General features: G+C 62.3%; 8 protein-coding genes. 3 read left to right on the top strand and 5 right to left on the bottom strand.

The window, feature by feature from the left end; genetic code table 11:
• Positions 1–107: 107 nt before the first annotated feature.
• A complete protein-coding gene (locus AWB83_RS13570; RefSeq protein WP_208636751.1) occupies positions 108–2,360 on the bottom strand; it encodes a beta-glucosidase in 2,253 nt (750 codons plus the stop codon).
• Positions 2,361–2,567: 207 nt separating this feature from the next.
• On the opposite strand from AWB83_RS13570, the gene AWB83_RS13565 reads away from it, so the two are divergent.
• Positions 2,568–3,575 (top strand): LacI family DNA-binding transcriptional regulator, encoded by a 1,008-nt coding sequence (locus tag AWB83_RS13565; RefSeq protein ID WP_087046064.1) that lies wholly within the window; start codon positions 2,568–2,570, stop codon positions 3,573–3,575.
• Between the two features lie 877 nt (positions 3,576–4,452).
• Here AWB83_RS13565 and AWB83_RS13555 read toward each other — a convergent pair.
• Both AWB83_RS13555 and AWB83_RS13550 read right to left on the bottom strand, forming a co-directional pair.
• On the bottom strand, positions 4,453–5,691 hold the full coding sequence (locus AWB83_RS13555; protein WP_087046060.1) for an MFS transporter: 1,239 nt from the start codon (positions 5,689–5,691) through the stop codon (positions 4,453–4,455).
• A 344-nt stretch (positions 5,692–6,035) separates the two neighbouring features.
• The gene (locus AWB83_RS13550; RefSeq protein WP_087046195.1) at positions 6,036–7,598 is read right to left on the bottom strand and encodes a glycerol-3-phosphate dehydrogenase/oxidase; all 1,563 of its coding nucleotides are present in this window, start codon (positions 7,596–7,598) and stop codon (positions 6,036–6,038) included.
• 260 nt (positions 7,599–7,858) lie between these two features.
• Between AWB83_RS13550 and AWB83_RS13545 the strand changes: the two genes are divergently transcribed.
• Positions 7,859–8,632, top strand: a complete 774-nt coding sequence (locus tag AWB83_RS13545) for a DeoR/GlpR family DNA-binding transcription regulator (protein ID WP_087046058.1) — start codon at positions 7,859–7,861, stop codon at positions 8,630–8,632.
• A gap of 116 nt (positions 8,633–8,748) precedes the next feature.
• Here AWB83_RS13545 and AWB83_RS13540 read toward each other — a convergent pair whose 3' ends face one another.
• Entirely contained in the window at positions 8,749–9,609 is an 861-nt protein-coding gene (locus AWB83_RS13540; RefSeq protein ID WP_087046056.1) for a class I SAM-dependent methyltransferase, read from the bottom strand.
• Positions 9,610–9,798: 189 nt separating this feature from the next.
• Here AWB83_RS13540 and AWB83_RS13535 point away from each other — a divergent pair, with 189 nt between their 5' ends.
• Positions 9,799–10,725: a DMT family transporter gene (locus AWB83_RS13535; protein WP_087046054.1), complete on the top strand. Its 927-nt coding sequence runs from the start codon at positions 9,799–9,801 to the stop codon at positions 10,723–10,725.
• Positions 10,726–10,727: 2 nt separating this feature from the next.
• Here the strand turns inward: AWB83_RS13535 and AWB83_RS13530 are convergent, their stop codons facing one another.
• Complete coding sequence (locus AWB83_RS13530; protein ID WP_087046052.1) at positions 10,728–12,470, bottom strand: IlvD/Edd family dehydratase; 1,743 nt, start codon at positions 12,468–12,470, stop codon at positions 10,728–10,730.
• Positions 12,471–12,539: the final 69 nt, after the last annotated feature.

Raw genomic sequence — 12,539 nt, 5'->3', positions numbered from 1 at the left:
TTTCTTCTGACCTTTCCCGAGCTGACCCAGGAATCCTGTTTCGTCTTCGATGGTCGCGTACCATCAACCACGATCGATAACCAGGTCGATTGATGGTACGCAGCACGTCAGTTGGAAACGGACAGCGTCGAACTCAAGGACAGGCTATCCGAGCCATTTCCGACCAGTACCTGGAATTGGCCCGTCGCATTTGTCCATTGCTGCGTCGCGGTATCCCACGTGCCAAACGGATGGCTCGAAGAGGTTGGGTCGATGGTGATTTGCACCGTCTTCTTTTCTCCCGGAGCGAGCTGGACTTTCTGGAAACCGACCAGGCGTTTCGGCGGCTGCCCAAGTCCCGCGGGCAACGCAAGATAGACCTGCGGAACTTCCGCACCCGCCACCTTGCCGGTGTTTTCGACATCCACCTGCACGGTGATGGGCTTCTTTCCGTCGGATGCTTGCGGGGTCACCTGCAAGCTGGAGAGCTTGAACGTCGTGTACGACAGCCCGTGACCAAACGCGAACAGCGGCTTGACGTTACGAGCGTCATACCAGCGATAGCCGATCTGCAGGCCTTCGGAGTATGTAACGGTGGGCACACCGTTGACATTCACACCCGGAAATTGGGCAGGCGTGTTTGCAGGCCAATCTCCGGCGCTCTTCGGGAAGGTGACGGGTAGCTTGCCGGACGGATTCGCGATGCCGAACAAGAGATTCGCAACGATGTTCCCGTCTTCCTGCCCCGGGAACCACGTTTCCAGTACCGCCGGTACCTGGTCGATCCAGGGCATCAGCACGGACGCGTTGTCTTTCATGACGACCACGGTGTGCGGATTAGCTGCAGCAACCGCAGTAACGATCGCGTCCTGATTGTTCGACAACTCGATGCTCGGCCGGTCGGCACCTTCCTCCGCAATCGTACCGGCCAGCAGAATCACCACATCTGCCTGTTTGGCTGCGGCGACAGCATCCTGAAGATTGCTGTTGTCGTCCGCGACAACGGTGAGACTCGCTGTCGCACTCGAACCGAGTTGCTTGAGAGCGTTTTGCACGCCTTGGAGCGGCGTGACGGTGTACAGGGGAATGACGTCCGAACTTCCGCCACAACAACCCGACACCGCCTTGTTCGCATATGCGGATTGCCCGATGAGCGCGACAGTGTGGACCGCCTTCGCGTTCAAGGGCAGCACGTTGTTTTCATTCTTCAACAATACCGCCGACTGTTCGCCGATTGCGCGAGCGATGGCGCCGTCAGCGGCCTGGTCGATGGCGGTCTGCGCAACAGGCCGGTCGAAGATGCCCAGCTTGAACATCTGTTTGTAGCGGCGGCCAAGCGCTGTATCGACGTCGGATTGTTTGATCTGGCTGGCCGCAAGGGCGGCGTTTATCCTGTCCGCCGACCAGTACTTCACCAAGGGCCCCACTTCGATGCCGGGCATTTCGTTGTCGAGGCCCGCGAGCATCGAATTCACCGTGCTGTGGTTGGCAAAGAAGTCGGACTGAACGTAGCCCGTGAATCCCCACTGTCCCCGCAGTACGTCAGTGAGAATGTGCTTGTTCTCGCACATTTGGAAGCCGTTCACCGAGTTGTACGAGCACATGACCGAGGCAACACCGCCGTCCTTGACCGCCATCTCGAACGGCAGCAGGTACAGTTCATGTAGCGTCTTGTCGTCTATATTCTCGTTGATCGTCATGCGATTGGTCTCTTGCTCGTTCGCAACGAGATGCTTCGCCATTGCAATGACGCCGTGGGATTGAATCGCGTTTATCTCCGCGATGCCCATCGTTCCGCTCAGGACCGGATCCTCGCCGAAGTACTCGAAATTTCGTCCGAGCGTCGGATTGCGGGCGAGGTTCATCCCGGGTCCTTCCAGCACGTGTAGCGCAAGATTCCTGGACTCACGGCCAATCACGTCGCCGAATTGCGCGGCTACCGCGGTGTCGAACGATGCGGCTACGGCCATGCCAGACGGTAACGCCGTGGCCTTCGCCGACGCGGTGCTCGTCAGCGCTGCCGTTGGATTCGTCACCGAATCCGGAGGCACGCAATCGTTTTGTCCAACACCCACCGGCCCATTCGTCACCCGCAGGGTCGGGATCTGCAACTCCGGTATTCCCAGGATGTGCCGCCCGCCGTAACACGATGGAATTTCAGGTACCACGCCCGCCGACCCGCTGAGCTGAGCGACTTTCTGGGCTGGTGTCATTGCAGCCAACAACAGCGCCGTTCGTTGGTCCGGAGGTAAAGCCGTGTTCATCCATGCGTGAGCATTCGTTCCCGCAGGCGCGCCGTTGTCATCATGGCCCCCTCCGCAACCGGCGGCCACAATCATTGCAATCGCCGTGGATATCAAAGTCCGCTTCCTCATCAGCATCTTCCCCTCCTTATGATCAAGCATTCGCATCGAAATACGTAGTAGACCTTATTGATAAAACAATGAGAATCCAGCTTCAGGTCTTGTTGCGGGACGTTTGGCAAATCCGGATCAGTTGACTTGCAGCTTCTGACTCTTTATATCTATGGGAGTCTCCAACCCCCGATTTCCGGTTGACCCCGTCATGAAACAGTCACTGCCTCCAACATGAAGAAGCCTTCGCCGACCATCCGCGACGTCGCTGCTCTATCGGGCGTCTCCGTTGCGACCGTGTCCAAGTACATCAATGGCACCAAGCGATTTACCGAGCCGGTCGAAGCAAAACTCAAGGCCGCCATCGAACAGCTCGGTTACCAGTCGAATCCACTCGCGCGGTCGATGGTCACGAAGCAAACGCGCACCATCGGTCTCACGATTCTCGATATCAGCAATCCGCACTTCACGAACGTCGTGAAGGGCGCAAACCGCGTGGCGCTCAAGCACGACTACACCCTGCTGCTCGTCGACGTCGACGAGAACCAGGCTCGCGAGCGCCCGCTCGTCGAAGCGCTGGCGCGGCGGGTAGACGGACTCATACTCAGTTCGCGTTTGCCCGAGGAGCAATCAGAATGGCTGCTCGAACTCGACAAGCCGCTTGTTCTTCTGAGGCGTAGCGATCGGCTTCCCATTTCCAGCGTCGGCATCGACAATCGGCTCGCCACGTTCATGCTCACTCGGCACCTTCTGGATTTGGGACATCGCAACTTCGCGTATCTCGGCTTCGGGCAAGCGCGCATCAACGACGAACGAATCGCTGGGGTACGCGAGTGTCTGCACCAGGCCGGCTTGGAACTCGACGTGCACGATGTTCACGCGCCGACCAACCGCGCTGGCGAACAGGCCTGTTCTCGCGTGATGCTCGGTCCACGCCGCCCTCAAGCGGTAATCTGCTACAACGATCTCATTGCGCTCGGCTTCATCAAGGCAGCAACGGCGCTTGGTATCAACGTTCCGCGGGACGTGGCGGTGACCGGCATCGACAACGTCCCCTATGGTGAAATTTCTGCTCCAACGCTCACCAGCGTCGACACACAGAGCGAGGCGATGGGCGAGATTGCAATGCAAAAGCTCATCGATGTGCTAGCAGGCAACGAAGAGGTCGAGCATGTGACCATCGAGCCGTGTCTTATCGTGCGCGAGTCGACTGCTTGTAGCCCACGGATTGCGGAGCCCTGAAGCAGGGTGAGCGGCGGGCGTCACCACAGCGTGCGCGATTGCGCATCCTTGCATCGATGAAGCAACCGCGCATGCACTTGCGGCACGACGCTCACCGGACAATTTGCGAGATGCACAAGCGAGGCTACCGCGCGTGCGGACAAGCTCAGTCAGGCGCACGTCACGAGGGCCGTGCAACACTTCCAAGGCATGGACGCCAAATACGGTCACAAGCATCGAAACGCATTGGCGGGCAGCGTCGGCGATGACCGCGAACCGACGCAGGGTGCGAGTCGCCCAGTTGCAGCAATCTGTGCTCTGCAACATGCCAGGCATTGCTTTTCGCATGAGTGTCTCCGCCCGCCGCGCATCGGTGCGAAGCGGTTTTTTTGATGGGGAATCTAGCTTTCAGTCATCGTTGGGAAAACGGTTTCCCCAATTTAGCGAGTTTTGCGCTCGCTTACCAATCCTTTCTGATTAGGGGTTTCCCGTAACGATTTTGAAGGAGCATTCGCCCATATCTCGAACAATTGCACGGTCCTTTGGCTACGTTCAAGAAAACGCTCTCGGCGATCGACGAGTTGAAGAACAAGCGCTCAGGCGCTGGAGTGAGTTTGGATCTCGAGACTGTGAGTCCAATCACGGCGCTCTTCGGAGACTTTCACGGCCTCATGATTGCGAGTGCCATCTACGAGAACGTGTGCCGCAGCCATGGAGCGATGGGAACTCGCGGAGGGCGAGAAGGATGAGAACGTCGTGCCCGAATTCAAGCGCGAATACGGGCGGACTGGATTTGGCGGCGCCGCATGCAATTCTCGATGACAGGGACCGCCCGTACTACGAACACCGCCTTGGCAGCCTGGCAAGCGAAGGAATCGATGCCTCGTCGATAAAGCAATCAATCCGGCGACGCGTCGCAAGTCGGTTGAAAAGAAGACTCGCGGGCAGGCCGTTCCAGCGCAGCCAGGCGCTGAAGTATCACCAGGCCGAGCACGGCGAGCCCACAACCCATCGTGAAGTCGGCACTTACCCCGGCACGGTCGACAATCGCGCCTCCCACTGCCGAACCCGCGGCAATCGCGACCTGAATGATGCTGACGAACATAGCCGAACCCGCTTCGGGCAAGTCTGCTGTGCCGCGCTGAATCCATACGCTAAAACAAAGCGGAAGCGCACCGAAAGCGACTCCCCAGATCAGCATCCCCACGGTCTCGCCGATGCTCGAATGGTCGAGCAGCAACATTGACGCCATTGCGCTCAGGAGGAGCAACGTCATTACGGCGACCGACTTCTTGAGATGGTCCGAGACGACCGCGGACATCAATGCATTCGAGAAAAAGCCGACCAGCCCAAACCCGAAGAGCAGGAGCGTAATCGCGCTTAGCGAGAACTCCTGCTCGAGCAGCGGCGCAATGTAGGTATAAGTCGAGAAGTGTGCTCCGAAAACGAGCGCGACCATCAGCATGCTCAAGCGAGTGTGAGGCCGTCCGAGCAGCGTCTTGAAATCGGCGACGCGCAACGCCGAGGCCGACGGAAGCGAGGGTACAAGAAGCCCTTGTGCAAGCAGGGCCAGCGCCACCAAGCCCGCAGTGGCGGCGAACGACAGACGCCACGACGCGAACGATGCGATAAACGTTCCGAGCGGCACGCCAATGACCGTTGCACAGGTAACACCCGTCAGGATGGTGGCCGTCGCCTTCGCGGCATCCTTGGGTTGCACAAGTCGCGGGGCAGCAGCAGTCGCCAGAGTCCAGAAACCACCTAACGCGGCACCGAGCAGGGCCCGTCCCACTAGCACGACCGGGAAACTCGCAGCGATTGCACACACGATGTTGGATATCAGCAATATTGCGGTCAGAAGCAGGAAGACGTACCGACGATCCGTACGTCCGGCGCCGACTATGAGCGTTGGCGCGAATATCGCGGCCATGACGCCCGGCGTCGTTACCATGAGACCTGCAACGCCGGGTTTGACACCAAGGTCATGCGCGATTTGCGGCAGCAATCCGACAGGCAGAAACTCGGCCGTGACGAAAGCAAACGCGCTGACAGCTACAGCAATGACGGAGAGCCATTGACGGACCGACGTTGAGCTTCCTTGCAACGACGCTGGGCTTGCAGACGAATCTATGTGCATGACGACACTGGTGCCAGATTGAAGGCACACACTCTAGGCCGGGTCCCGCTCGGGAAAAAGTATCGTGCTTTGAACAGAGTTAACGGCGTGGCCGAACAATGCGGTACGGCCCTGCTGAGTTCGTCACGAGCAGGGTAAGGAGGGCGAGCAGCCTGCGGATGCCGCCGCTCGAGAGGGGTTTTCGAAGCCGCTCTTTGGCTGCGCCCACGGAATCATGATTGTGGGCGCCTTCTACGAGAACTTGAGCGCACCGGCAAGGCCTTCCCATGCGAGGCGGTCGTGACCAGGATGCGACGACACGCGATACCCTGCGCAGGGAATACGGTCACGTGCTACCTCTGCCGCTACGACAGCATCCAGGTTCGCGCAAAGGTGTCGAAGCGCTCGACCTCATCGGCTTGCCAATGCGATGACTTCCCGAGCTCCTCCGCCACGATCCGCGCAACTTCCGGCGCGGCGTCGCGAGCGGCCGCGGCGTCGAGAAACAGCGCGCGATTGCGCCGCGCCAGCACATCCTCTACGCAGCGCGCGAGTTCCGCGCGCACCGCGAAACGCGTCTGCGCCTCGGTCAGGCCGCTCGCCTGCACCAGGACGTTATCCGCGCCCGGCAGCCGCTCGATCAGTGCCGCATCGGAACCGTAATAGCCACCCTGCTCCGCCGTCGATCCGTGCAGCGGCAAGGACGCCGTGCGGCACGGCGCGTCGGGCAGCAGTCCCTTCGTCACCGCGAGATCGATCACCTGCTGCGCCATGAGGCGATACGTCGTCCACTTGCCGCCCGTCACGGTGATCATGCCGGTCGCGCTCATTTCGATCGTATGCTCACGCGACAGCGCCGCGGTCGACGCGTTGGCGTCGCCTTTCACGAGCGGACGAAGCCCGGCCCAGACGCTCAGGACATCGTCGCGCGTCGGCTTGACGGACAGATAATTCGCCGCCGTCGCGAGAATGAAGTCGACATCCTCGTCGCTCGCGCGGGGATCGAGCGGCAGATCGTGGCGCGGCGTGTCCGTCGTGCCGACGATCGCGTGGCCGTGCCACGGCACGATGAACAGCACGCGGCCGTCTTTGGTCCTCGGCACGAGAATCGCGTCATCGCTTTGCAGGAAGCGGCCGGGCAAGGTCAGATGAACACCCTGGCTCGGCGCCACGATCGGGCGCGCGCCGGGGTCCGCCATCGCCCTGATCGAATCGACCCAGACGCCCGTCGCGTTGACGACGCAGCGCGCGCTCACCGTGAACCGGTCGCCGGTTTCGACGTCCTCCACCGTAAGCCGATGATGTCCCGCCGCGCGATCGAAGTCCACGCCGCGCACGGCGGCATTGTTCAGTGCGTGGCCGCCGAGATCGAACAGCGTGCGCATCAGCGTGACGGCGAGACGCGCATCGTCGAACTGGCCGTCGCAATAGAGCGTGCCGCCGCGCAGCGCATGGCCGTCGAGGCTGTCGGCGAGCATCGGCGATTTCGCGCGCGTCTCCGCGAGGCCGAGACTGCGGCTTGCGCCAAGGTTCAGCGAGCCCGCCAGCCAGTCGTACATCTTCAGTCCCGCGCCGTAGATAAGCTTGTCGCCGAAGCGATACGCAGGAACGATGAACCCGAGCGGATGCACCAGATGCGGCGCGTTGCGCGCGAGCAGTCCACGCTCGCGCAGCGCCTCGCGTACGAGCGGGATGTTGCCTTGCGCGAGATAGCGCACGCCGCCGTGCACGAGCTTCGTGGCCTTGCTCGACGTGCCCTTCGCGAAGTCGCGCGCCTCCAGCAGCAAGGTTCGATAACCGCGCGACGCCGCATCGACTCCCGCGCCGAGACCGCTCGCGCCGCCGCCGATCACGACGACATCGAAGAGCGGTGTCTTGTCCAGTTCGCGCAAGAGCGATGCGCGGTCGGAAGGAGTCTTGTTTTGCATGTCGGACCGTGATGCAGGTGGCTCGATCGATCGCGCGATGCCATCGCTTGACACGTGCCTCGCGGCTTGTTCGAAAACGAAGTTCCACATTCGATTTCGAACATCTTAACACCCTGCGCCGACGACGAAAAGACGGAGCGAACACCTGCAGGACGAGCAAGCAAGCCGCCCAAGACGAGATCTCTTTGGCCGGCAACGCTTCTTCGTCGTACACTTGCGCATCCGATGATCTTCATTTTTTTGCGATTCCGCGCGCTCCGATGACATCCGACCACGCACTCAACGGCAGGCAGCGGGCGCTGCTCGACCGTGTCGCCCGCGACGGCTTCGCCACCATCGAGGACCTCGCCGCGCAATTTCAGGTCACGCCGCAGACCGTGCGCCGCGACGTCAACTGGCTGTCCGACCGCAACCTGCTGCGCCGCTATCATGGCGGCGCGAGCGCGCTCACGAGTTCGGAGAACACGGCCTACACGGCGCGCCAGCAGATGTATCTCGAGGAAAAACGGCGCATCGCGAAGCTCGTCGCATCCGAGATTCCGAACCAGGCGACGCTCTTCATCAACCTCGGCACGACGACCGAGGAAGTCGCGCGCGCGCTGCGTCAGCACACGGGCTTGCGCGTCATCACGAACAACCTGAATGTCGCCAATATTTTCGCGGACGAAACGGACGCCGAGCTGCTGGTCGCCGGCGGAAAGGTGCGCGCGCGCGACAAGGGCGTCGTGGGCGAGCAGGCCGTCGACTTCATCCGGATGTTCAAGGTGGACTTCGGGATCATCGGCATTTCGAGCATCGAGGAGGACGGCACGCTCCGGGACTTCGATATCGCCGAAGTGCGCGTGGCGCAGGCGATCGTCGAGCAGTCACGCACGGTGTTTCTCGTCGCGGATCATTCGAAGTTCGGCCGCGCCGCGCTCGTGAAGCTCGGGCATCTCAGTCAGATCGATGCGCTCTTCACCGATGCCCCGCCACCGGAATGGATGACCGAAACGCTCGCCGCCGCGGATGTCGCCGTTCGCGTGGCGGACTGAGACTATCGGCCTCGTCCGGCATTTTCGCGTCATCCGCGAGTCATCGAACCGCGGCCTCCTTCAGACGCGGCACAGCGGCGATGTCGATTCGGGGCATGACGAATTTCCGCCGTCGTTCATGTGTTCGCAATCAGCAGTTCTTCCGCATTGCCGGGCGGACGCAAGCCGTCGGGCCTGTTCGCGAAGTAGCGCCGGGTCAGATCCGCCGCCGAAACATGCCGCGCCTCCTTGAAGCCCGCTTCACGCGCCAGCGCCTGAATCTCCGATGGCGTAAAGAAGCTGATGAACGGCGTCCCGCTCGCACGCGCGCCCTTCTCCGCCATCTCGAGTCCCGGACGCACATCGGGGTCCGCGAGTTCCAGCGGAAGCAGGAACGTCATCGCGAATATCGACCCGGGAGCGAAGGCTGCGACTTCGCGCAGCGTGGCCGCATTCGCCTCCCTCGTGAGATACATGCTGACGCCCGTCGAAACGACGATGGCGGGCCTGCTCGCATCGAATCCCGACGTCACGAGCTTCTCGCGCCACGACTCGCCCGCTTCGAAATCGACGGGTACGAAGCGCAGCCAGTCCGGCACGCCGAAGCCGAGTTCGATCAGCCGTCGACGCTTCCACGCCTGCGGCCCGGGCGGATCGACTTCGAACACCGTGAGCCGCGACGCGATCTCCGGCCTGCGCTGCGCGAAACTGTCGAGGCCCGCGCCGAGAATGACATATTGCGTCACCCCGCGATCTGCCTGTTCGACCACGAGATCGTCGATGAAACGCGCACGCGCGACGATCGACGCGCGAAACGGCCGCGTGAATTGCGGGTTCATGTCGCCGCGCTCGCGCCAGTCGTCATCGGGAGCCAGAAGCGCGAGGCCGACCGTGTCTTCCAGCACGTGCGGCGGCGCGTCGGCTTCGACGTGCAGCGCCCGCCACATCGCGACGCGCGCCGCCGTGCTGTCGGGTGCTGCGCGTTGATCGTCCGTCATGATGTCCCTTTCCATTGATCCGTACATTCGTACATCCAGCACGCAGAGCATGTCTCAAAGCGCGTCGAAATTGCAACCGCCAGCAAGAAACTCACCTGCGCGCGGAACGTTCGCACTTGCCATCCGGCTCCCGCTGCGTTGCAATCACATACTTCGGCTGCAATAACCGACACGCACAAGGACGCGAACATGGCGCAGGCGCCGCAGGTCGACCGGGAGCAACGCGCGACAACTACGCAGAGCGAGCGCCGCTGGCTCACGATCGGCGGTCCCATCGTGTTTCTGCTGCTCTGGTCCGCGGGATTCCCGATTGCGAAAACCGGCCTGCACTATGCGTCGCCGCTGACCTTCCTCGCGATTCGCTTCGCGCTGAGCGTGGGCGTGCTCCTCGCCGCGTGCGCGATCAGGCGCCCGCAATGGCCGCGCGATGCGCGCGCGTGGCGCCATCTCGTCGTAGTCGGCTTTCTCGTGCAGGTGATGTACTTCGGGCTCAGCTATCTGGCGATGACGGCGGGCATCGCCACGTCGGTGCTCGCGCTGATCGTGTCGCTGCAACCGATTCTCGTCGGCGTGCTCGCGCCCAAGTTCGTCGGCGAAAGCATCGGTGCGCGGCGCTGGACCGGCTTGCTGCTCGGCCTCGCCGGCGCGGCAGGCGTGATCCTCGCGCGCGGGCCGCTCCAGGCGTCGTCGCTCGGGCCGGTGTTGCTCTCGATCGGCGCGCTCATCGGCATCACGGGCGCGATGCTCTATGAAAAGCGCCTCGGCACGGCGCAGGATCCGCTGACGTCGAACCTCGTGCAGTACAGCGTCGGCTTCGTGTTCTGCGCGCCCATGGCGCTGCTGTTCGAACACACGCAGGTGCAATGGACACCCACGTTCATCGCAACGCTCGCGTATCTCGTGATCGGCAATTCGCTGATCGCGATCACGCTGCTGCTAGCGATGACCCGCGCGGGCAAGGTATCGCAAGTGGCGTCGCTGTTCTTTTTCGTGCCGCCGGCAGCCGCGGTGATGTCATACCTGTTTCTCGGCGAAGTCCTGCCGATGGCCGCATGGTGGGCGATGGGCGTCGCCGTGCTGGGCGTCGCCATCGCCACATGGAACCCGCGCAAGTAACGTCAATGCGAGTGCCTCGGCACCTCCGCGCCCCGGCAACCGACGAGGAAATCGAAGTCACAGCCTTCATCCGCCTGGAGCACGTGTTCCACGTAAAGCTTGCGATAGCCGGTTCGATCCTCGGGAATCTCGCGGCGCGAAGCCGCCCATTCGTCGAGACGCGTGCGGATTTCATCATCGTCGATATCGATGCGCAGCACGCCCTTGTCGCAGTCGAGTTCGATCCAGTCGCCGTCGCGCACGATCGCGAGCGGACCGCCCGCGCGCGCCTCGGGTGCGACATGCAGCACGACGGTGCCGTATGCCGTGCCGCTCATGCGCGCATCCGAGACCCGCACCATGTCGGTCACGCCTTGCGCCAGCAGCTTCGGCGGCAACCCCATGTTGCCGACTTCGGCCATGCCCGGATAGCCCTTCGGCCCGCAGTTCTTCATCACGAGCACGGAGTCCGGCGTGACGTCGAGATCCGGATCGACGATGCGGCGCTTGTAGTCGTCGAAGTCCTCGAACACGACCGCGCGGCCGCGATGCTTCAGGAGCGCGGGCGTCGCCGCCGACGGCTTCAGCACCGCGCCGTTGGGCGCGAGATTGCCGCGCAGCACGCACAATCCGCCATCGGCGACGAGCGGCTTCGCGAGCGGGCGGATCACTTCGTCGTTGTGAATGGGCGCGTCCTTGCAGTTGTCCCAGAGCGAGCGGCCGTTGGCCGTGAGCGCATCCGGATGCGGCAGCAGCTTCGCCTCGCCCAGACGGCGCAACACGGCGGGCAAGCCGCCCGCGTAGTAAAACTCTTCCATCAGAAAGCGCCCCGAAGGCTGCAGGTCGACGAGCGTGGGCGTGCCGCGCCCGATGCGCGTCCAGTCGTCGAGCTCGAGCCTCACGCCGATGCGTCCGGCAATCGCCTTCAGGTGAATGGCTGCATTCGTCGATCCGCCAATCGCGGCGTTCGTGCGGATCGCATTCTCGAAAGCCTCGCGCGTGAGCAGCTTCGACAGGCGTAGATCCTCCAACGCCATCTCCACGATGCGCATGCCCGACAGATGCGCGAGCACGTAGCGGCGCGCGTCGACCGCGGGAATCGCGGCATTGTGCGGCAGCGTGACGCCGAGCGCCTCGGCCATGCAGGCCATCGTGGACGCGGTGCCCATCGTGTTGCATGTGCCGGTCGAGCGCGACATGCCCGCTTCGGCCGACATGAACTCGTGGATCGAGATCCTGCCCGCCTTCACCTGCTCGCTCAGTTGCCACACGACAGTGCCGGAGCCGATGTCGCGCCCTTCGTGCTTGCCGTTCAGCATCGGGCCGCCCGAGACGACGATGGCCGGAACATCGCAGCTCGCCGCGCCCATCAGCAGCGCGGGCGTGGTCTTGTCGCAGCCGACGAGCAGCACGACCGCATCGACGGGATTGCCGCGTATCGCTTCCTCGACGTCCATGCTGGCGAGATTGCGCGTGAACATCGCGGTCGGCCGCAGATTCGATTCGCCGTTCGAGAACACGGGAAACTCGACGGGAAATCCGCCCGCCTCATACACGCCGCGCTTCACGTGTTCGGCAAGCTTGCGAAAGTGCGAATTGCACGGCGTTAGTTCGGACCACGTATTACATATGCCGATGATCGGCTTGCCCTCGAACTCATGATCCGGAATGCCCTGATTCTTCATCCAGCTCCGGTACATGAAGCCGTTCTTGTCAGCGGTGCCGAACCACGCTGCCGAACGAAGCCTGGATTTTGGGGCGCTCATGGCTTCACCCACTCTGTGAGAAAAACCCATAAATAGCATGACTATATGCCAGCCGCGCACCGGGAAAAC

Source organism: Caballeronia ptereochthonis, from assembly GCF_001545075.1.
Lineage (GTDB): Bacteria > Pseudomonadota > Gammaproteobacteria > Burkholderiales > Burkholderiaceae > Caballeronia > Caballeronia ptereochthonis.
The sequence above is the reverse complement of the archived record's forward strand: the minus strand, read 5'-3'. Positions and strand labels throughout refer to the sequence as shown.